The sequence below is a fragment of the Streptomyces sp. NPDC104307 genome (assembly GCF_055584045.1).
The window spans coordinates 269,542-289,760 of the sequence record NZ_JBVJMU010000004.1 but is presented as its reverse complement, the minus strand read 5'-3'; the positions used below and the strand labels follow the sequence as shown (position 1 = coordinate 289,760).

Annotated in this window: 16 protein-coding genes; 10 read left to right on the top strand and 6 right to left on the bottom strand. The window is 73.1% G+C overall.

From position 1 onward, the window contains the following. Window positions 1-56: 56 nt before the first annotated feature. The 5 genes from ACZ601_RS14185 (at window position 57) to ACZ601_RS14165 (ending at window position 6,753) form a co-directional block, all read left to right on the top strand. Window positions 57-926: an ABC transporter ATP-binding protein gene (locus tag ACZ601_RS14185; RefSeq protein WP_469537105.1), complete on the top strand. Its 870-nt coding sequence runs from the start codon at window positions 57-59 to the stop codon at window positions 924-926. A gap of 156 nt (window positions 927-1,082) precedes the next feature. Then, a complete protein-coding gene (locus ACZ601_RS14180; protein WP_469537103.1) occupies window positions 1,083-2,147 on the top strand; it encodes an iron-siderophore ABC transporter substrate-binding protein in 1,065 nt (354 codons plus the stop codon). After that, window positions 2,144-4,246, top strand: coding sequence for an iron ABC transporter permease (locus ACZ601_RS14175; RefSeq protein ID WP_469537099.1), 2,103 nt, complete (start codon window positions 2,144-2,146; stop codon window positions 4,244-4,246). Before ACZ601_RS14180 ends, ACZ601_RS14175 begins: the two co-directional genes overlap by 4 nt. Window positions 4,247-4,334: 88 nt before the next feature. Further along, window positions 4,335-5,459: a peptidase C39 family protein gene (locus ACZ601_RS14170; protein ID WP_469537096.1), complete on the top strand. Its 1,125-nt coding sequence runs from the start codon at window positions 4,335-4,337 to the stop codon at window positions 5,457-5,459. Window positions 5,460-5,520: 61 nt separating this feature from the next. Next, on the top strand, window positions 5,521-6,753 hold the full coding sequence (locus ACZ601_RS14165) for a GNAT family N-acetyltransferase (RefSeq protein WP_469537094.1): 1,233 nt from the start codon (window positions 5,521-5,523) through the stop codon (window positions 6,751-6,753). Window positions 6,754-6,762: 9 nt separating this feature from the next. Here the strand turns inward: ACZ601_RS14165 and ACZ601_RS14160 are convergent, their stop codons facing one another. Beyond that, on the bottom strand, window positions 6,763-7,377 hold the full coding sequence (locus ACZ601_RS14160) for a TetR/AcrR family transcriptional regulator (protein ID WP_469537091.1): 615 nt from the start codon (window positions 7,375-7,377) through the stop codon (window positions 6,763-6,765). Between the two features lie 111 nt (window positions 7,378-7,488). Here ACZ601_RS14160 and ACZ601_RS14155 point away from each other — a divergent pair, with 111 nt between their 5' ends. The 5 genes from ACZ601_RS14155 to ACZ601_RS14135 all read left to right on the top strand — a co-directional run bounded on the left by ACZ601_RS14155 (window position 7,489) and on the right by ACZ601_RS14135 (window position 13,953). Continuing rightward, complete coding sequence (locus tag ACZ601_RS14155) at window positions 7,489-8,316, top strand: class I SAM-dependent methyltransferase (RefSeq protein WP_469537088.1); 828 nt, start codon at window positions 7,489-7,491, stop codon at window positions 8,314-8,316. 193 nt (window positions 8,317-8,509) lie between these two features. Then, window positions 8,510-9,115 carry a GOLPH3/VPS74 family protein gene (locus ACZ601_RS14150; RefSeq protein ID WP_469537085.1) on the top strand — a complete coding sequence of 202 codons (606 nt, stop codon included), beginning with the start codon at window positions 8,510-8,512 and terminating at the stop codon, window positions 9,113-9,115. A 66-nt stretch (window positions 9,116-9,181) separates the two neighbouring features. Next, entirely contained in the window at window positions 9,182-10,081 is a 900-nt protein-coding gene (locus tag ACZ601_RS14145; protein WP_469537082.1) for an oxygenase MpaB family protein, read from the top strand. A gap of 17 nt (window positions 10,082-10,098) precedes the next feature. Further along, window positions 10,099-12,351, top strand: coding sequence for a serine/threonine-protein kinase (locus tag ACZ601_RS14140; RefSeq protein ID WP_469537078.1), 2,253 nt, complete (start codon window positions 10,099-10,101; stop codon window positions 12,349-12,351). 57 nt (window positions 12,352-12,408) lie between these two features. After that, window positions 12,409-13,953: a phytoene desaturase family protein gene (locus ACZ601_RS14135; RefSeq protein ID WP_469537076.1), complete on the top strand. Its 1,545-nt coding sequence runs from the start codon at window positions 12,409-12,411 to the stop codon at window positions 13,951-13,953. 17 nt (window positions 13,954-13,970) lie between these two features. Here the strand turns inward: ACZ601_RS14135 and ACZ601_RS14130 are convergent, their stop codons facing one another. From ACZ601_RS14130 to ACZ601_RS14110, 5 genes are read right to left on the bottom strand one after another with little or no spacing between them, the layout of a single operon-like run. After that, window positions 13,971-14,945: an acetylxylan esterase gene (locus tag ACZ601_RS14130; protein WP_469537073.1), complete on the bottom strand. Its 975-nt coding sequence runs from the start codon at window positions 14,943-14,945 to the stop codon at window positions 13,971-13,973. Between the two features lie 4 nt (window positions 14,946-14,949). Beyond that, window positions 14,950-17,382 (bottom strand): polysaccharide lyase 8 family protein, encoded by a 2,433-nt coding sequence (locus tag ACZ601_RS14125; protein ID WP_469537070.1) that lies wholly within the window; start codon window positions 17,380-17,382, stop codon window positions 14,950-14,952. 10 nt (window positions 17,383-17,392) lie between these two features. Beyond that, entirely contained in the window at window positions 17,393-18,553 is a 1,161-nt protein-coding gene (locus ACZ601_RS14120) for an SGNH/GDSL hydrolase family protein (protein WP_469537067.1), read from the bottom strand. Further along, window positions 18,541-19,620 (bottom strand): DUF1565 domain-containing protein, encoded by a 1,080-nt coding sequence (locus ACZ601_RS14115; RefSeq protein ID WP_469537064.1) that lies wholly within the window; start codon window positions 19,618-19,620, stop codon window positions 18,541-18,543. Before ACZ601_RS14115 ends, ACZ601_RS14120 begins: the two co-directional genes overlap by 13 nt. Further along, window positions 19,617-20,219 carry a hypothetical protein gene (locus ACZ601_RS14110; protein WP_469537062.1) on the bottom strand — a complete coding sequence of 201 codons (603 nt, stop codon included), beginning with the start codon at window positions 20,217-20,219 and terminating at the stop codon, window positions 19,617-19,619. The genes ACZ601_RS14115 and ACZ601_RS14110 overlap by 4 nt, the downstream gene beginning before the upstream one ends.

The following is a 20,219-nucleotide window of genomic DNA, read 5'->3' as shown; positions in this document are numbered from 1 at the left end:
TCGGACCGGACGGAGGTTACCTCGGTTCCCACCCCTCCGATCGTCCGGACATCGTCATGTTCACAAGCCTCTTCCGGTCTGCCGGAGAACCCGCGGCCGCCCCCGCCGCCGCCGCCCCGGTGGCCGCGCTCATCGGGCACGACCTGGTGCTGCGCTACGGCGGCAAACCCGTCGTCCACGGTGTCTCGGTCGCGCTGGAACCCGGCCGTGCGACCGCCCTGGTGGGACCGAACGGCAGCGGGAAGTCCACGCTGCTGCGGGCGCTCTCCCGACTGCACCGGCTGGACGGCGGCCGGGTGACGCTCGGCGCCCCCGGTGGAGAGCCCGAACGTGACGCGTCCCTGCTCAGCTCCCGCGGGTTCGCGCGCGAGGTCACCCTGTTCTCCCAGTCGAGGCCCGCTCCCCAAGGGCTGACGGTCGCTGAGGTCGTCGCGTTCGGGCGCCATCCCTACCGGAGTGGCTTCGCCGGACCGACCGCGGAGGACCGGACCGCCGTCGACCACGCCATGGGGGTCACCGGAGTACGCGACATGGCCGCGCGGCAGGTCGGAGAACTCTCCGGCGGGGAGATGCAGCGTGTCTGGCTCGCGGCCTGCCTGGCCCAGGGCACCGGCGTCGTACTGCTGGACGAGCCGACCAACCACCTCGACCTGCGTTACCAGTTCGAGACGCTCGACCTGGTGCGGGATCTCGTCGAGGAACACGGCATCGCGGTCGGGATCGTGCTGCACGACCTCGACCAGGCCTCCCGGGTCGCGGACACCCTCGTCCTGATGCGCGCGGGCCGGGTGTACGCGGCAGGCGCCCCCGCGGACGTCCTCACCGCCGAGAACATCGGTGAGGTCTACGACATTCGCGTCGAGGTGGCCGTCGACCCCCGGACGGGGCGGCTCCGCATCGATCCACTCGGCCGCCACCTCTCCTGACACGGCGACCCCACTTACCTCTCACCTCCCCTGAACACGGCAGCGCCTCCCCGGAACGGCCCATGGGCCGCTCCGGGCAGGCGCCGGGCCGACTTGAAAACACCGACGCACCGTCCCCGCGTCGCCTACACCTCACCTGTGAAAGAGGAACCCTTCATGAACCGTGCCCGTCGCCTGGCGGCGTCAGCATCGACCGGGATCGCCCTGCTCGCCGCAACGGCCTGCGGAACGACCGACGTCGACAAGGCAACGGCCGGCAGCAGCGCCGCCGCGTCCCCCGCCTCGAAGGACTGCGCGCAGGACAGCACGACCCCCTCGACGGGGCCCGTCTCCTTCAAGGACGGCGTCGGCCGGCAGGTGAAGCTCGACAAGCCCGCCAAGCGGATCGCGGTCCTCGAATGGCAGCAGGTCGAAGACGCGCTGACGCTGTGCGTCACCCCCACCGCCGTCTCCGACGCCAAGGGATACCGCACCTGGACCAGCGCGGAGAAGCTGCCCGCCGGCGTGACGGACATCGGCACCCGCGAGGAGCCCGACCTCGACACCCTCTACGCGGCCAAGCCCGATCTCATCGTCGTGGAGGCCTTCGACGCCAAGGACGAGACGATCAAGAAGCTGGAGAAGAGGGGCGTCCCCGTGATGGCCACGCGCGGGGCGGACCCGAAGGACCCGATCGGGAACATGCGCAAGGTGTTCAGCATGATCGGCGAGGCGACGGGACGCACGGACCGGGCGGACCAGGTGCTCAAGGAGTTCGACCAGCACCTCGCGACGGCGAAGCAGCAGGTCACAGAGGCGGACCTGCCGACGAAGGACTTCCTGTTCTTCGACGGCTGGCTCGAAGGCGGCAACCTGACCGTACGCCCCTACGCGAACGGCGCCCTGTTCACCGAGATAGGCAAGGAACTCGGCATGACCCCGGCGTGGAGCAACGAGATCAACAAGAAGCACGGCGACGGAGGCGTGGACGCCGCCTACGGCCTCGCACAGACGGACGTCGAGGGACTCACCGCCGTGGGCGACGCCAACCTCTTCTACGCGAACGACGACGGCGCCGGCGGGTACGTCGCGGCGCTGAGCAAGAACCCGATCTGGAAGAAGCTCCCGGCCGTCAAGGAAGGCCGCGCCCACGCGTTCCCGGCACAGGTCTGGGGCGCCGGCGGCCCGCGCTCCTGCGCGCAGGCGATCGACGCGTACGTCGACGTCCTCGACAAGAAGTGAGCACTGTACGCACAGCGGCATCCGAGGCGGGGCCGCTGCCGGGGACGGAGCGCGGCGGCGGCCCCGCCGGGGCGGCCGTCCTGGCGCTCCTCCTCGCCGCCACCGTCCTGGTCGGCCTCTGGCACCTGACGCAGGGGACATCGGGCGTCGGCGTCGGCGATCTGGTGCGCCACCTCGCCGGGGGGCACGAGAGCGCGGGCGGGGCGCCCGTCGGGGAGATCCTCACCGGCTCGCGCCTGCCGCGCCTGTTCGCGGGCGTCGCGGTGGGCTTCGCCCTCGGCTGCGCCGGCACGCTCCTCCAGTCCGTCACCCACAACACACTCGCCTCACCGGACACCCTCGCGGTCACGTCCGGGGCCTACTTCACCCTCACGCTCGTCGCCGCCTTCGGCCTCGCCGTCCCGCTGTGGGCGTCGGGCGCCGTCGCCTTCGCCGGCGGCCTCGTCGCGGCGGCACTCGTGCTGCTGCTCGCGGGCCGTGCCGCCGGCACCGCGGGCACCCGTCTCATCCTCGCCGGATCGGCGACGGGATTGGCCCTGGACGCGGCGACCGGAATGCTCCTCATCCTGTTCAACCAGAACACGACGGGTCTCTTCGCCTGGGGGAGCGGCTCGCTGGCGCAGCTGAACATCGACGCGTCGGTACGCGCCGCCCCGCTCGTCGTCGTGGTGCTCTGCGTCGCCCTGGCGCTGTCCCGGCGGCTGGACGTGATGAACCTCGGGGACGACGCCGCGTCCACGCTCGGCGTGCCGATCCGGACCACCCGGGTGGCGGCCGTCATCTGCGCGGTGCTGCTGACCAGCACGGCGGTGACCCTCGCCGGCCCGATCGGCTTCGTCGGTCTCGGCGCGCCCGTCATGGCCCGCCTGATCGCGGGGCGGGTTCGCGCGCTGCGCCGGCACCTGCTCCTGATCCCGGCGGCCGGACTGCTCGGCGCGCTGCTCGTCCTGCTCGCGGACGCGGCCCTGCGCGCGGTGCAGGGGGCGGACGGGGCCGCCTCCATCCCCACCGGTGTGCCGACCGCGCTGCTCGGCTCCGTCGTCATCGTGGTTCTCGCCCTGCGGCTGCGCGACACGGGCGGTGTCCGGCAGCCACCGCGCGCGCGGGTCGCCGCACGCTCACGGCGCGCCTTCCTGCTCGTCACGTCCGGGGCGGTGGTCCTGCTGGCCGCAGCGGCCCTCACGTCGGTCCTGGCGGGAAGCCTCTGGCTGCGGACCGGGGACGTCGTGCAGTGGCTCCAGGGCGCCGCCCCGGACCTGATAGGCCAGGCGCTCGACGACCGGGTCCCGCGCGTGAGCGCCGCGATCCTCGCCGGTGCGGCGCTCGGACTGGCCGGCTGCGTCGTACAGAGCTCGGTGCGCAACCCGCTGGCGGAGCCCGGCGTGCTCGGCATCTCGGCGGGCGCAGGGCTCGGCGCGGCGGGCGTCGCCACCTCCGGCCTGTCCGGTAGCCGGCCGGTACTCATCGCGGTAGCGGTCACGGCGGGGCTGGCCACCTTCGCGCTGATCGCCCTGCTGGCGCGGCGCGGCGGGTTCCTGCCCGACCGGTTCGTGCTGATCGGCATCGGCATGGGGTACGGACTCAGCGCCGTCACCACCTTCCTCCTGCTGCGCGCGGACCCGTACAACACGCCCCGGATCTTCACCTGGCTCTCCGGCACCACTTACGGCCGCACCTTCCCCGACGTCGTCCCGGTCGCCGTGGCCCTGGCTCTCGCGCTTCCCGTACTGCTGTTCATGCGCGGCCGGCTCGACCTGCTCGCTGTCGATGAGGACACCCCGCGCATCGTCGGTGTCAGGGTGGAACGCACCCGCTTCACCGCCCTGTCGATCGCCGCGGTGCTCGCGGCCCTCAGCGTGATCGCCGTCGGCGTCGTCGGTTTCGTGGGGCTCGTCGCCCCGCACCTCGCCCGTTCCCTGGTGGGTGCCCGGCACGGCCGCGCGATCCCGGTCGCGATGCTGCTCGGCGGAGTGCTGGTGTGCGTGGCGGACGCCCTCGGCCGCACGCTCGTCGCCCCGGCCCAGGTGCCGGCGGGCCTCATGATCGCGCTGGTCGGCGCACCGTACTTCGTGTGGGTGCTCCGCAAGTCCCGCGCATGACCCCGGGAGGGGCGGGGTCCGCGCCGACAGGTTCGGGCCCCGCCCCTCTTCTTCTCCCTGTCCTCCCCGTCCCTTCAGGAGCACCGGAATGCTGCCCCATCAGGAAACGTCCGCCAGGCTCGCTGAGCCCGTGCGGGACGCGGAATGCATCGTCGTCCCCTACGAGCCCGACAGCCCGCCGGCTCAGCTGGCAGGGCTGGTCGACCGTGAGGTGTCGGAGCGCTGGCGTGCGGTCGACCGCTCCGCCCACGCCCCCCACCTCGTGGCCGTTCCCGGAGCCGACGGCGAGGGCTGGACCGCTGCCGCGCTCGTGACAGCACGTCCGGGCACGGCCTACCTGAAGATCGTCGATGCCGTCGGCGACGTGCGCGCGGCCGTAGCGGCCGTCGTCGCCCACGCGGAGCGCCGAGCGCTCGCGCAGGTCAAGTGGGAAGGGTGGACGGCGCGGCCCGAGGACGTCGCCGCCGCCGGCTTCGCCGCCCTGACCCCGCCGCTCACGCAGCAGGAGGACGGGGCCGGACCGGCTGCCGGATACGTCCGCTGGCTGCGCGACGGCATCACGACCGCACCCGCGTACTACGGGCAGACCACGCACTTCACCTGCGGCGCCGTCACCGCTCTGGTCGCGCAGGCGCACGCGGGCGCGCTGGAGTGGGAGGCGCTCGACCGGCAGGCGGAGCTGACGCTGTGGCGCGGCGCCACCAACTTCCTCGCGTGCGAGCCCGTCGGGCTGGGCGTCGCCCTCGGCCGGGCCTGGCCCTCGTCCCCGGTCACGGTCCATCTGGACACCGACCGGCCGGTGTTGCTCGGCCACCTCCCGGAGAGCGACCAGGAGTGGCGTGCCCTGCTCCAGCGCGCCTCCCGGACGGAGGCGGAGCGCACCGGTGTCCCCATTGACCCGAGCCGTCTCTCCCTCACCGCGATCCGGGACGCGATCGGCCGGCGCGAGCACGTGCTGCTCCTGCTCTCGCTCGCCGCCATGCAGGGATTCGACGTGCCGCACTGGGTGCTCTGCCACGGCGCGGTACCCGGCGCCCTCGTGATCGAGGACCCCTGGGCCAACGCGACGACGGGAGACACCTGGGTCGACGCCCACCTCCTGCCGGTCCCCGACGCGTCGCTCGACACGATGTCGGTGATCGCGCCGGAGGACTTCCGGGGCGCGGTGACCATCGGCCGCCCCCAGGCACGGGACGCGGCGCCATCCTTGTGAACGCCTTGTGAACGAACACCACGACCGACTGTGCCGGCACTGCGAGAGGGAAGCGACAGCGATGGAGATCCGACCCACGACCGATGCGGACCTGGACGTCTTCGTCGACACGGTCCACACGGCGTTCGGGATGTTCCCGGAAACCCCCGTCGCGGATGGCGGACGCTGGTGGTCCGCGCTCGAAATGGACCGAGGCCTGCTCGCCCTGTCCGAGGACGGCCGGCCCGTGGGCACCGCCGCCGCGTACTCCTTCGAACTGACCCTGCCCGGCCGGACCCTCGCTCCGGTCTCCGGGGTGAGCGCGGTCGGCGTCCTGCCCTCGCACCGGCGGCGCGGTGTGCTCGGCGAGCTGATGCGGCGGCAGCTCTCCGACGTACGGTCCCGGGGTGAGTTCCTCTCGGTGCTGCTGGCTTCCGAGGCTCCGATCTACGGCAGGTTCGGCTACGGACCGGCGACCTTCACCACCCGGCTGACGGTGCCGCGTCACCGGGCCGCCCTCGCTGTTCCCCGGGCTCCCGCGACGGTCGACACGGCGGCGACCGGAGCGGCCGGCGGAACGGTCGAGGTGCTGCGGCGCGCCGAGTGCGGCGAGATCCTCGAAGAGGTCTACGACCGGTACCGCCGCACCCAGCCCGGCGCCCTGTCCCGGCCGCACCGCTGGTGGGCCCTGGGCGCGGGGCAGCCGCCGGTCTCCTCCGCACCGCGCTACGTCGCCGTCCACCGGGACGCCGACGGAGCGGCGGACGGGTACGCCAGCTACTCGATCGGCGAGCACACGACCCTGACGGTCGACGAGACCATCGCCACAGAGGACGCGGTCTTCACGGCCCTGGCCCGGTTCGTACTCGGACACGACCTGGTCTCACAGATCGTGTTCCGGCACATCCCGCCCGAGCACCCGCTGCGCTGGCGACTCGCCGACATCCGCGCCGGTGAGGTCGGCGACCACGCCGACTGGCTGTGGGTGCGTCTCCTCGATGTCCCGCGCGCCCTGACCGCACGCGGCTGGTTCGCGGAGGGTGAGCTCGTCCTCGACGTGGACGATCCGTTCCTCGGTGAGCAGGGCCGCTACCTGCTGACCGTCCGCGAGGGCGAGGCCGAATGCGTCCCCACGGACCGGCAGCCCGATCTGGTGCTGGACGTGCGCGACCTGGGCTCTGTCTACCTGGGAGGCATCGCCCCGAGCACGCTCGTGCGCGCGGGACACATCCGGGCCTGCCGTCCGGGCGCCGCCGCCCTCGCGGACGCGCTTTTCCGCACGGAGAGCGTCCCGCACTGCGTGCACTGGTTCTAGGGAGACGTCCTAGGGAGACGATCCGGCCGGTCGTCTCTGTACGGCGTCGGCGATGACCGCCGTCACCAGCTTGTTCACGGCCTCCGTGGACGGCGGCCCCGCGGCGCGGTCCACGAACAGGAGATGGCCGCCGCCGACCAGGGAGAGGGTGAGCGAGTCGATGTCGGCGTCGGCCGCGATGCGGCCCAGCTCGCGCTCGGCTGCCAGGCAGGCGGAGACCGCGGTCGTCGCCTGGGCCAGGATCGCGATGCCGCCTCCGGGCATCGCCTGCCGCAGCCGTGCGCGCAGCTCGTCCCGGAAGGTGATCAGCGGGATGATCGCCACCGGAACCGGGCCGAAAAGAGTGGTCAGCGCACTGGTGAGGTTCTCCGCCACCGTGCCGGTGCCGACGGACCCGGCCAGTGCGTCCGACTCCCGTTCGAGCCGCGCCGCCCGGTCGAGCACCAGGTCCACGAGGAAGGCGTCGAAGTCGCTGAAGTGCCGGTGCAGGACGCCCTTGGCGCAGCCCGCCTCGTCGGTGACGGCCCGGCTGGTCAGACCGTCCGCCCCGGCCCGCAGAAGTACGCGTTCGGCGGCGTCGAACAACTGCTGCCGCGCGTCGCGAATGTGCACTCCGGTCGGCACGTGCGGCTCCTCCCGTGCGGGCTGCCCGTCGGCATCCGCTGTTCAGTGGGCACGCGCCCGCCAAGATGGTGGGCCGTTGCCTAGTGGGCATGTGCCCACTAGGGTGGGCGCATGCCCACTCTACCGCGAGAGCAGTCGGAACCGTCCCCGCAGGAGCCGCACCGGGCCCGGCGGATGGCCGAGTCGTTCGGCGTGGACGCACACCGCTACGACACGGCGCGGCCCGGATACCCGGACGCGCTGGTGACGCGCGTCGTCGCCGGGAGCCCCGGGCGAGAGGTGCTCGACATCGGCTGCGGCACCGGCATCGCCGCCCGGCAGTTCCAGGCCGCGGACTGCGCCGTGCTCGGGGTCGAGCCCGATGCGCGCATGGCCGATGTCGCACGGGCCCGGGGCCTGCCGGTCGAGGTGGCGGCGTTCGAGGCCTGGCAGCCGGCCGGGCGGAGGTTCGACACGGTCATCGCCGCCCAGTCGTGGCACTGGGTTGATCCGGTGGCCGGCGCCGCGAAGGCGGCACGTGTGCTGCGTCCGGGCGGACGGCTGGCGATCTTCGGGCACGCGTACGAGCCCCCTGCCGAGGTGGCCGAACCATTCGCCGCCGCGTACCGCCGGGTGGCGCCCGACTCCCCGTTCAGCGGCATGCCGGCCCGGCGACCGCTCGATCTCTACCGGGCGGCGTACGTGAAGTCCGCCGACACGATCCGCGAGACCGGGCAGTTCGACGAGCCCGAACAGTGGCGGTTCGACTGGCGGCAGTCCTACACCCGCCGCCAGTGGCTCGATCTGTTGCCCACCACCGGCGGTCTCACGCAACTCCGTCCGGATCAACTGGCCGAGGTGCTGGACGCGGTCGGGGAAGCCATCGACGCCCTGGGCGGACACTTCACGATGGAGTTCACCACCCTCGCCGCCACCGCTCTTCGTGCCGCGACCTCTTGAGGCCGTCCGCCCGGCCCGACGGCCGGACGGTGTCCCCGGTGGGGTGCGTTCTGACGCCGCCGCGCGAAAGAGCTCCGGACCGCGGGGCCGGGAGCGATACTGATCGTGACAGCCGTTCCGCCGCCGGGCCGCCCAGGAAACGGGCCGTCCCGGCGGGGCACACCATTGTCGATGTCTCCGAGGGGAGCCGTTCATGACCACGGCGAAGGACCTGTTCACGATCGCCACGGACCAGGAGCCGAAGAATTCCGTGGGACAGGGAGACCTGTCGCTCGCGCTCGCGGGAGCCGAGCTGATCGACCTCATCGGGGTGGAGGCGGTCACGGTGGACGGCGACCGCATCGTGCCGGGTGTGGCGCCGGCGCAGGACGATCGGCTCATGGGCGAGGCCGTCGCGGCGATCGTCCGGGACGCCCCCTACGAGCGGATCGAGGACTGGCTGTGGCGCCGGGGCCGGGACCTCTCGGCCGCGTACCAGAGCGCCCTGGAGGAGGCCGGCGAACTGACGCCGAAGCCCGGCGGCCGGCTCTCCTTCGGCTCGCAGCGGGTGGAACCGGCCGATACGCCCGCGCGCCGCAGGGCAGTCGAGCGCTGGGAGCAGCGGGAGCCCGTCCTGACCGCCCTCGCCTCCGTCGTCGGCATCGACGGCGAACACCCCGACGACGAGACCGGATTCGACGACGAGGCGGTGACGACCGTCGTGGCCATCGTCCATGACGCGGTGATGGAGCTGGAGGCCGTACGCCAGCGGAGGTCCATCGAGAACGCGGCGTTCGCCAACGTCTGGCGCGGTCCGTGAGCCGGGCCGGGGCGCGGTAGGACCCGACGGCGAGGGGGCGCACGGTCGAGCGGGAGGCAGGACGACATGACGGAAGCCGACCCCGGGCTCTTCGGGCCCGAATCGGTCACCTGGCAGATACACGGCGACCCGATGATGTGGGTGGCGGGGGTGCGCGCCCTGTACCTCCAGGCGCTGCACCCCCGGGCGGTACGCGGCGTCATGCAGAACTCCGACTTCCGCAAGGACGCCTGGGGCCGGCTGATGCGCACGGCCGGATTCGTCGGGACCATCACCTACGGCACCACCGAAGCAGCCGAGAAGGCGGGCGCCCGGGTCCGCCGGATCCACCGCCTTCTCAAGGCCACCGACCCGCGCACCGGCGAGACGTACGGCATCGACGACCCCGAACTGCTGCTGTGGGTCCACTGCGCGGAGGTCGACTCCTACCTCCAGGTCGAGCGGCGCTCCGGCTTTCCGCTGACCGGCGCGCAGGCCGACCGGTACATAGACGAACACCGCCGCGGCGCCCGGCTCGTCGGCCTCGACCCGGCCGGCGTACCCGCTACCACCGCACAGCTCGCCGCGTACTTCGATCGGGTAAGGCCCCAACTGGCCGCCTCACCCGATGCGCGGGACGTCGACGACTTCCTGCGGCGGCCCCCGGTCCACCCCCTGCTGGTGCCCGCCCGCGCCCTGCTGTGGCGGCGCGTCGCGACGCTCGCCTACCAGTCGCTGCCCCCGTACGCCCACGAGCTGTACGGCAGACCCGCGCCCGCGACCGCCACCGTCGACCGGCGGCTGCGCACCGCCGGGACCCTCCTGCGGGGCATCCCGGCCCGGCTGCGCTGGCAGCTCCCGCCGGGTCATATTCTGAACGCGATGGCACGGCTGGGTCCCGGCAGTCGCCCCACCCCGTACAAACTGAAGAGGCAGGCGGCCATACTGGACGGGCCGGGGAGGGCGCAGCAACAGCAGGCGGAGTGACGGGGGCGACAGCGGGGATGGCGGAAACCAGGCTGATCCAGAGCCGGTACCGACTGCTCGATCTGATCGGGCGCGGCGGCATGGGCGAGGTGTGGCGCGCCCGCGACGAGTCACTCGGCCGCCAGGTCGCCGTCAAATGCCTCAAGCCGATGGGTCCCCAGCACGACCAGGACTTCACCCGCGTCCTGCGCGAGCGGTTCCGCCGGGAGGCCCGGGTCGCCGCCGCGCTCCAGCACCGGGGCGTCACCGTCGTCCACGACTTCGGTGAGTACGAGGGCGTGCTCTACCTGGTGATGGAGCTCCTGGACGGCCGCAACCTCAGCCAGCTCCTGGAGGACAACGAACAGCATCCGCTGCCGGTCGACGACGTCGTCGACATCGCCGAACAGGTCGCCGACGCCCTCGGCTACACCCACCAGCAGGGCATCGTCCACCGCGACCTCAAGCCCGCCAACATCATGCGGCTGGCCGACGGGACGGTGAAGATCTGCGACTTCGGCATAGCCCGACTCGGCCACGACATCAGCGTCACCTCACGCCTCACCGGTGTCGGCATCGCCATGGGCACCCCCCACTACATGTCGCCCGAGCAGATCAGCGGCGGCCACATCGACCACCGCAGCGACCTCTACTCGCTGGGCTGCGTGCTGTACGAGATCGCCACCGGAGCACCGCCGTTCGACCTCGACGACGCCTGGGGCGTGCTCGTCGGACACCGCGACACCGAGCCCGAGCCGTTGCGCAGCCACCGCGCGGAACTCCCCGGATTCCTCGACCGCGTCGTCCTGGAGCTGCTCGCCAAGACCCCGGAGCAGCGGCCCGCCGACGCCGGCGACCTGCGCCGACGCATCGCCCTCGGCCGCACCGGCGGACAGCCCCACCTGGAGCCGGCCGGCCGGATGCTGCTCGCGCCGCCCGTCCCCGTCGGGCGTCCCGGGACCGGCCCGCTGCCTCGGCTGCCCGACTGGACCCGCGGCATGACGAGCGGCGTCAAGGCGACGGGCAGCACCTCACCGGGCCTCCCGACGCCCGACCACTCGGCGGGCCTGACCGGGGAGTGGACCACCGGCCCCCGGCCCGGCACAGGAGCGGTGCCGGCCGGGGCCGAGCGGCCCACGCCCTCGCCGGAACACCTCGCGATACTCGCCGGCCGCCACAGCGCCGGCCTGGACCTGGGCCGCCTCGGCCACTGGGACGAGGCGGGCGAGGTCCACCGGGCGGTCGCCGCCGAACGCGAGCAGGCCCTGGGCGCCGACCACCCCGACACGCTCGCCAGCCGCTACGAGGTCGGGTTCACCCTCAGCCGCACCGGTCGCGCCTCGGATGCGCTGCGGGAGTTCGGCCTCGTCGCAGAGGGCCGCGAGAGGGCACTCGGCCCCGACCACCCGGAGACCCTCGCGGCCCGGCAGGAAGTGGCGTACGTACTGGGGCAGCTCGACCGCCACTTCGAGGCCCACCAGATCTACACCGCCGTGCTCCTCTCCCGGGAACGCTCGATGGGCCCCGACCACCCCGACACCCTGCGCTGCCGCCACAACCTCGCGTTCAACCTCAGCCGGCTCGGGCGGCTGGAGGAGTCGTACCGGATGGCCCACGACGTGGCGGAGGCCCGCGCCCGGCTGCTCGGCGCGATCCACCCCGACACCCTGATCACCCGTTACGAGGTCGGCTACACGCTGGGCCGGCTCGGCCGGTGGGCGGAGGCCCTGCAGACCTACCGGGAGGTCGTAGAGGGCCGGTCGCAGATGGTGGGCGCCGACCACCCCGACACCCTCGCGGCCCGCTACGAGGTGGGCATCAGCCTCGGCCGGCTGGGCCGCAGCGCCGAGGCGCTGGAGCTGTACCGGTCGCTCGTCGAGGACCGGACCAGGGTCAGCGGTCCCGACGACCCCGAGACGCTCCGCGCCCGCCACGGACTGGGCGTCAACCTGGGCCGGCTGGCCCGCTGGGAGGAGGCGCTGGCCGAATCGCGCGAGGTGTGCGCGACCCGCACCCGCGTCCTGGGCGCCGACCACGCGGACACCCTCGTCAGCCGCCGCGAGGTCGCCGTCGGCCTCGGCTGGCTCGGCCGCTGGGCCGAGGCACTCACCGTCTACCGGCAGGTCGCGGAGGTGCGGACCCGGCTGCTCGGCGCCGACCACCCCGACGTCCTCGCGAGCCGCAACGACGAGGCGCACTGCCTGGAACAGCTCGGCCGGGGGACGGAAGCGGTCGGGCTGTACCGGCAGGTCGCGGCGCTGCGCCGGCAGCGGGTCGTTCCGCCGTCCTGACCGCACGGCCGCGGCGTCCGCTCTGGCCCACGGCCGTCGTCCGTGCTACCAAGAGCCATGCCCGTACCCGACAGCTATGACGCAGTCATCGTGGGCGGCGGCCACAACGGTCTCGTCGCCGCCGCCTACCTCGCCCGGTCCGGGCAGTCCGTCCTGGTCCTGGAACGCCTGGGCACCACCGGGGGAGCGGCCGTCTCGACCCGGCCCTTCGCGGGCGTCGACGCCCGGCTGTCGCGCTACTCGTACCTGGTGTCCCTGCTGCCACCGAAGATCGTCTCGGAGCTCGGCCTCGACTTCGCCGTACGCAAACGGACCGTCTCCTCGTACACCCCGGCCGTCCGCGAGGGCCGCGCCACCGGGCTGCTCGTCGGCGGCGACGGCACCCGCGAGTCCTTCGCCGCGCTCACCGGCTCGGGCCGGGAGTACGCGGCGTGGCAGCGGTTCTACCGCCGTACCGGTCAGGTCGCCGAGCGGGTCTTCCCCACCCTCACCGAACCGCTGCCTACCCGCGACGCGCTGCGGGAGCGGATCGGTGACGCGGACGCCTGGCGGATGCTCTTCGAGGAGCCCATCGGCGTCGCCGTCGAGGAGAACTTCGACGACGACCTCGTACGCGGCGTGGTGCTCACCGACGCGCTGATCGGCACCTTCGCCGACGCGCACGATCCCTCACTCGTCCAGAACCGCTGCTTCCTCTACCACGTCATCGGCGGCTCCACCGGCGACTGGGACGTGCCGGTCGGCGGCATGGGCGCGCTCACCGACGCCCTCTCGGCGGCGGCGCGCGCGGCCGGCGCGCACATCCGCACCGGCCACGAGGCGATCCGCGTCGAAACCGACGGGACGCACGCCGAGGTGACGGTACGGACGGACGGCGGCGAGCGGACCGTCGGCGCGCGCCGTGTCCTGGTCAACGCCTCGCCCCAGGCACTCGCGGCCCTCCTCGGGGACGAACCGCCGGAGCCCGCAGAGGGCGCCCAGCTGAAGGTGAACATGCTGCTCACCCGGCTGCCCCGGCTGCGCGACCGTTCGGTGGACCCGCGTGAGGCGTTCGCCGGGACCTTCCACATCGCGGAGGGGTACGGGCAGCTGGCCGAGGCCTACCGGGAGGCGGCGGCGGGGAGGCTGCCCGCCGCCCCGCCCTCCGAGATCTACTGCCACTCGCTGACGGACCCCTCGATCCTCGGCCCCGATCTCGCCGCGCGCGGATACCAGACCCTGACCCTCTTCGGCCTGCACACCCCGGCCCGGCTCTTCGCCGCGGACAACGGGGCGACGCGCGCGGCCCTGCTCAAGGCCACTCTCGCGGAACTCGACGCGCACCTGGAGGAGCCGGTCGCGGACTGCCTGGCCCTCGACGGGAACGGCGAGCCCTGCATCGAGGCGAAGACCCCGCTGGACCTGGAGCAGGAACTGCGGCTGCCCGGCGGCCACATCTTCCACCGGGACCTCTCCTTCCCGTACGCCACGGAGGCGACGGGCCGCTGGGGTGTGGAGACCGCGCACCCCAACATCCTGCTGTGCGGCGCGGGCGCGGTGCGCGGCGGCGGAGTCAGCGGGGTGCCCGGCCACAACGCCGCGATGGCGGCGCTGGGCCGGTGATCGGTGACTGGTGACCGCTACCGCCCGAACGCGCCGCGCAGGGCCGCGATCTTGCGCGGCAGGTCGTACTCCGCGCCGCCCTCGTGGCCGTTGTACGTGAACACCTCGATCTCGGCCGGACCCGCGTAGCGGTGGTAGGCGGCGAACACCGTGGACGACGGGCAGACCTTGTCCATCAGGCCCACGGAGAACCACGCCGGGGCGGTGGCCCGCGCCGCGAAGTTCACCCCGTCGAAGTAGGACAGGGTCTCCATCGCCTCGTCGATCCGGAACCGGTGCCCGGACAGCCAGCGCGCGATCTCCGCGTACGGGCCCGTGTCCGTGATCTGCGAGGCACGCCGGTAGTGGCAGAGGAACGGCACATCGGCGACGGCCGCCACGACATCGTCCCGCAGCCCGGCCACGGCGAGCGCGAGGCCGCCGCCCTGGCTGCCGCCGAGCACGGCGACGCGGGAGGCGTCCACCGCGTCGTGCGCCTTCACCGCGTCCACGGCCCGCACCGCGTCCGTGATCAGCCGGCGGTAGTAGTGCCGGCAGGGGTCCTCGATGCCCCGGGTCAGGAAGCCGGGCGAGGAGGAGCCGTTGCCGTCCGGCCCGATGTCCACGGTGTCGGCGGTGTTCTTGCCGCCGCCGCCCTGACCCCGGTTGTCCATGATCAGGTGCGCGTAGCCGAGCGCGCTCCAGGTGAGCCAGGAGTACGGGATGCCCCGGCCGCCGTTGTAGCCGATGTACTGCACCACGGCGGGCAGCGGACCGGAGCGGGCCCTGGGCAGCATCAGCCACGCCTTCACCGGCTGTCCGCCCCAGCCGTTGAACGTCACGTCGAAGACGTCGACGGTGGCGAATCCGGCGTCGTACGGGACGAACTCGGCGTCCAGCCGGTGCCGGGACGCCTCGGTGAGGGTCTTCTCCCAGAAGGCGTCGAAGTCGGCCGGCTCCTCCGGCTCCGGCCGGTAGTCGCGCAGCCGGTCCAGTGGCATGTCGAACAGCAAGGGTCTAGCTCCTCTTCAGGGTGAGGTTGAGGGTCGCGCCGTGGCGTCCGGCGGTGTCGGCGGTGATCCGGATGCCGCTGCCGGACGCTGCGGCGCTCACGCCCGGGTCTGCGGAGGCGACGGTCAGCCCGCGCAGCGCCAGGTCCAGTACGACGGAGGACCGCAGCTGGGTCGGGTCGGACAGGGAGACGGTCACCGTCTTTCCGTCGGGCCTGACCAGGACAGAGGCCGGGCCGTCCGAGGTGAGCTCCTGCGCGGTGCCCGCCGCCCAGAAGTTCGCCGCGAGCAGTCCGTCCGCGCCGCGCCGTACCGCGTGCACGGCGGTGGAGTCCGAGACCAGGGTCACCGGGGGCGCGGACGACCACTGCTTCGTGCGCTCGGCGGATGCCGCCGGGGCCTGGAGCCAGAAGTAACCGGCCCCGTCCGGTGCGGTTCCGTGGTCCTGCCACAGCGTCAGATAGGGGCGGGTCACGGAGGTGTCGGTGCCGTACTTGAGGTTGATCTCGCGCCAGGTAGCGGTCCGGTCCTCGCGCAGCCCGCGCACGGTGACGGGCGCCGGGAAGACGTAGCCGCCGGTCCCGGCGAGGTGCAGCCACCGCACCCCGTCCAGCTGATCCGACCAGCCGGTGTCCGCCGGGGCGGCCTCGCCGTTGACGAGCAGGGCCGCCGCGGGGTCGCGCAGCTTCCGGTTCTCCACGACCGTCTCGGCCGTACCGGCGTCGGCGGTGATGCCCGAGCCGACGCAGGCGATGACGTCGTCCAGGCAGAACCAGCTCTTCCATCCGTGCAGCGAACTGCCGAACGCCCGCAGCTCCATGCCGTACGCGCCGAGCGTCGTGCCCGGCAGCGCGGTGCCGCCCGCCCAGTCGGCGGTGCTGGTGGTGCGCTGCCCAGCGGCGTCGGCGGGCCGGCCCGCGATGACCGTGGTGCCGGGCAGCCGCGCCGGGTCGACCGTCGGCCAGTAGTCCTCGCTGTAGTGGCCGAGGTCGTCCGTGTAGAGGAGCACCATGCCGTCGGAGAGGTGCCAGGCGTGCAGGTTCTCGTTCTGGATCGACTCGTAGTTGTAGATCCGGGACGAGTACGCGGAGATGCCGAGCGCGAACGAGGGGCGGTGGTGGGCCGCCTTGTCCATCCTGGGGTGCTGCTTGTGGGCGACCAGCGGACCGCGCGCCGGCACGGAAGAGGCGATGACCTGCCGGGCGGCGACGAGCGAGGCGAGGTCGGTGACGGCGAGGAAGTCCCGGTAGGTGTCCTCGGCGATCCACTGCTTGACCAGGGCGGTGAACCGGTCAGCGGTCTCGCCGGGGAAGCCCGGGATCAGCCGGACCACCGCCTCGATGACCGTCTGCGCCGAGACGTGGCCCTGTTTGCTCGGGCGGGCGATCTCTCGCCCGCACACCGACGCCATCACGTCGCCGCGTGCCAGCAGCGGATCGAAGCCCTCGTCGACCCAGCCGCGCACGTTGTCCAGGTCGGGATCGGTGACCGTCCACGCCGTACCGGCCAGCAGGTTCAGCAGCCGGGAGAGGTTGTTGAGCAGCTCCTTGCCGTAGCCGCCGTTGTACGGGTGCTTGTAGTGCTGGAGGAACGAGCCGTCGGAGTAGAAGCCCTCGCCGGTTCCCTCGGCCACCGCGCTCGCGTCGTTGTACGCGAGGACGCTGTTGGCGCCCGAACCCTCGACGTCCGAAAGAGCGTCACGGACCCGGGCCAGGTCGTCCCCGCTGTCGCGCAGCACCGCGTTCACGGCGACGACGGTGGAGATCCACACCCGGTTGGCGCCGGTCGCGATCTGCCGGTCGGCCCGCCACAGGTTGGGGTCGGGTGTGTAGTGCCGGACGGCCGAGGTGATCCGGGCGAGCCGCTCGGTGCCCAGCGCGTCGTACAGCAGCACCGTCGCGTCGTTGAGCGCGAGCGCGGAGCCGATCTCCCAGTCCCAGTCGTTGTCGAAGCGGGTGTGCTCGGGGCCGTAGCGGTTGGTGAGCATCCAGTCGATGCCGGCCAGCAGCAGATCGCGCAACGCGGTGTCGCCGTACTGCGGGGTGCCGGGCACGGCCCACGCGGTCGCGACCGTGGCGAGCCGCTTGAAGGAGGTGGTGACGTGGTTGGAGAGCGTGGTGCTGGTCAGGTCCGGGAACAGCCCGTCGGTACGCGAGGGGTCCAGGCCCTTGGCGGAGGTCGTCGCGGCCTTGCCGATCCGGGCCACGGCAGCGGCGATCTGCGGGTCCGTCAGGTCGAGGCCGGGGCCGCCGGTCAGCAGGGTGTGCCACCGGGTGCGCAGCGAGGCGGCGTCGTCGGCCGGGTCCGCCGCGGCGGCCCGCGCGCTGCCCGCCGGGAGTACGAGCGGCAGGGCGGCGGCCGCGCCGAGGGCCGCCGCGCCCGCCAGGACGGTGCGGCGGGTGGTGGTGCCGTTGGTGCCCGGGGTGGTGCCTGGGTTCATGGCGCTGCCCTCACAGAAGGTGTCGGCGGTCGACGGCCGCGGCGAGCGCCGCATGGCCGGAAGGGTTGGGGTGGAGCCCGTCGCCGCTGTCGTACGCGGGCCGCAGCCGCTCCGGGTGGTCCGGGTCGCGGAGCGCCGCGTCGAAGTCGGCCACGGCGTCGAAGACGCGGCCGGTCCGCACCGCGTCGTTGATCCGCAGCCGCACCGTCTCCAGCTCGGGCGTCCAGCGGGTCCAGCCCCCGAACGGGGCGATGGTCGCGCCGACCGCCCGCAGCCCGGCGTCCCGTGAGCGCAGCACCAGCTGCCGGTAGCCGGCCAGGACGAGCGCGGGGTCCGGCCGGCTCGGCGGCTGCTGGAGGTCGTTGACGCCGAGGTGGACCAGGACGGTCCGCAGTCCGGGGAGCGACAGCACGTCGCGGTCGAACCGGGCCTGTCCGCCGGGGCCGAACCGGGCGTCGTCCAGCAGCACCCGGTTGCCGCTGATCCCGAGATCCGCGACCGAGGCGCCGGGCAGCCGTCGGGCGAGCCGGTCCGGCCAGCGCAGATCGGAGTCGTCCGGTGTGCCGACGCCCTCCGCGATGGAGTCGCCGAGCACCGCGACCACCGGCCCGTGGGCGCCCGTCACCTCGACGCCGGTCAGCAGGTACACCGAAGTGGTGCGCTGCCCGTCGACGTCGTGCGAGGCGTGGGTGTTGCGGTGGAACGACAACGGCCCGGTGGGGCCCGGCAGTTCGGTACGCACGGTCAGCAGGGAGCCCTCCGCCGCCCGCAGTCCGGCGACCGCGTCACTGGTCAGCGAGGCGCCCGCGGCGAGCCACGCCTGCCGCTGTCCGCCGAACGTCACGGGCCTGCCGCCCGCGGTCACCGGGCCGATCAGCACGGGTACCGTGCCGAAGGCGTGCCCGTAGCGCAGCCGGACCTGCCCGCCCGCAGAGAGCCGGACGTGCGCGGTGAACGTGCCGCCGGTCAGCCCGGCGCTCGCCACCGGGTCGGTCTCCGTCGGCGCGGTCTGCGCGGTCGCCCAGGAGGTCGTCCAGCGTGAGCGGCGCGCGTCGCCGCCCGCGCCTTCGGCTCCATGCGCACTCGGGGCCGCCACCGCGACGGCGGCCAGCCCCGCCGCGGCTGTCAGTACCCCGCGTCTCGCGGGCCCCCCGCCGCTCACTGCGGGCACGCGCCGGTCGGGGCGTACTCGCTGCCGTAGGTGCCGACCGCGTCGCCGCCGGTGTTCCCGCTCATGGTGTTGGTGCAGACGGGGCCCTGCGGGGTGCGCATGAACTTGATGCCGCCGCCCGCGTTGTTGGTGATGGTGTTGCCGTAGACGCTGGTCGCGGTGCCGTCGGTGGCGGTGTCACCGCCGAGCCGGATGCCCGCGCCGACGTTGTCGTGGATGGTGTTGTAGCGGAAGATGTTGCCGCTGCCGCGCGCGTCGAGCCCGCCTGAGCTGGGGTCCCGCTGTTCGGCGCAGTCGTTGTACTCGACGTAGTTGTTGGTCGAGTTCTCCTTCACGTCGACGCACTCGTTGCCCCGGGTGGCGATCGTGTTGTGGTGGATGCGGTTGTCGCGGCTGATGTCGGGGGCCGCGTCCGGGGCGCCGTTCGCGCCCTGCTGCTCGGGGGCCGTGCCGAGGTAGATGCCCTCGCCGTTCTTGCCGCCGCCGCCGAACTTGAAGTCCGCGACACCGCAGTCCGTGATCGTGTTCCCGGAGATCTCGGCACCGGTCACGAGGTAGCGCACCCGCAGGCATTCGTCCGCCGCGTTCTTCAGGGTCATACCGGTGATGCGCAGACCGCCCACACCGTTCCCGGGAGTCGTGCTCATGACATAGATGAGCTTGAGGCGGTACCCGGAGACATCGGTGGACGAGCCGTGCAGCCCGTCCACGGTGAATCCGCTCAGCGTCGTCGAGTCGTGCCGCACCTGGATGATCCGGGTGTCACCGGCGCCCTTCACCACCGCGTTCGACGGGCCCGTGAGGGTGACCCCGGCGCGCTCGGTGACGACATCCTGCTTGTACGTGCCTGCGGCGAGGTTCACCACCGCGCCCGCCGGCGCCAGGTCGAGGGCCTTCTGGATCGTGGCGAACGGAGACCCCGCCGACGTACCGGAGTTGGTGTCGCTACCGGACGGCGACACGTAGTAGGAGGTGGCGGCCGCAGCGGCCACCGACGGCGGGGCGAGGGCGAGCGGGGTACCGGCCGCGAGCGCGGCGACGAGGGTGGTGCGCAGTGCGTGGCTCATGAGGTGTGCCTCCTGGGATCAGCGAAGGACAGAGCGAGCAGTACGGGGATGCTCGGGCCGAGCAGCAAGGGCCCCAGCGGTACGACGAGAGAGAGCAGTACGGCGGAGACCACCGCGCCGAGCAGGGCGGTGCCCCGGGCGGCCGAGCCGAAACCGAGCGCCAGCGCCCGGCGGGTCCAGTCGCGGAGGGCCCCGCCGGGCGTCCGGGCGGCCTCGGCCGCGAGCGCCACATGGTGGATGACCAGGGCGGCCGCGATGCCCGCCTGGGCGGCGAGCAGGAGAGACGTCCACGGCTCGGAACGGCCCAGCAGATAGACGATGTTGGCGCTCAGGACGGCCGCCGCCGCCGTGGAGGCCAGTCCGTGCCGCCACAGCGAGCGCCAGTAGCGGGGGAAGGACGCGAAGGTGTTGGCGAAGCAGTGGCTGTCTCCCTCGGTCCGCCACCGCTGGAGCCCGTGCGCCATCGCGGCGAGCGCGGGCAGCCAGGTGACCACCCCCAGCGACAGCACGACGAACGCGGCCCCGGCGGCGGCCGGGTAGGCCACGAACTCCAGCCGCCGCAGCAGCGTCGGCCAGTTGGACGAGAGAGTTGCCCGCAT

What these genes read in the sequence shown, in the direction of transcription:
- ACZ601_RS14135 (WP_469537076.1), top strand. Translation starts at nt 12,409, where the DNA reads ATGCCCGTACCCGACAGCTATGACGCAGTCATCGTGGGCGGCGGCCAC.
- ACZ601_RS14170 (WP_469537096.1), top strand. Translation starts at nt 4,335, where the DNA reads ATGCTGCCCCATCAGGAAACGTCCGCCAGGCTCGCTGAGCCCGTGCGG.
- ACZ601_RS14180 (WP_469537103.1), top strand. Translation starts at nt 1,083, where the DNA reads ATGAACCGTGCCCGTCGCCTGGCGGCGTCAGCATCGACCGGGATCGCC.
- ACZ601_RS14150 (WP_469537085.1), top strand. Translation starts at nt 8,510, where the DNA reads ATGACCACGGCGAAGGACCTGTTCACGATCGCCACGGACCAGGAGCCG.
- ACZ601_RS14155 (WP_469537088.1), top strand. Translation starts at nt 7,489, where the DNA reads ATGCCCACTCTACCGCGAGAGCAGTCGGAACCGTCCCCGCAGGAGCCG.
- ACZ601_RS14115 (WP_469537064.1), bottom strand. Translation starts at nt 19,620, where the DNA reads ATGAGCCACGCACTGCGCACCACCCTCGTCGCCGCGCTCGCGGCCGGT.
- ACZ601_RS14145 (WP_469537082.1), top strand. Translation starts at nt 9,182, where the DNA reads ATGACGGAAGCCGACCCCGGGCTCTTCGGGCCCGAATCGGTCACCTGG.
- ACZ601_RS14110 (WP_469537062.1), bottom strand. Translation starts at nt 20,219, where the DNA reads ATGCGGGCAACTCTCTCGTCCAACTGGCCGACGCTGCTGCGGCGGCTG.
- ACZ601_RS14140 (WP_469537078.1), top strand. Translation starts at nt 10,099, where the DNA reads ATGGCGGAAACCAGGCTGATCCAGAGCCGGTACCGACTGCTCGATCTG.
- ACZ601_RS14165 (WP_469537094.1), top strand. Translation starts at nt 5,521, where the DNA reads ATGGAGATCCGACCCACGACCGATGCGGACCTGGACGTCTTCGTCGAC.
- ACZ601_RS14185 (WP_469537105.1), top strand. Translation starts at nt 57, where the DNA reads ATGTTCACAAGCCTCTTCCGGTCTGCCGGAGAACCCGCGGCCGCCCCC.
- ACZ601_RS14125 (WP_469537070.1), bottom strand. Translation starts at nt 17,382, where the DNA reads ATGAACCCAGGCACCACCCCGGGCACCAACGGCACCACCACCCGCCGC.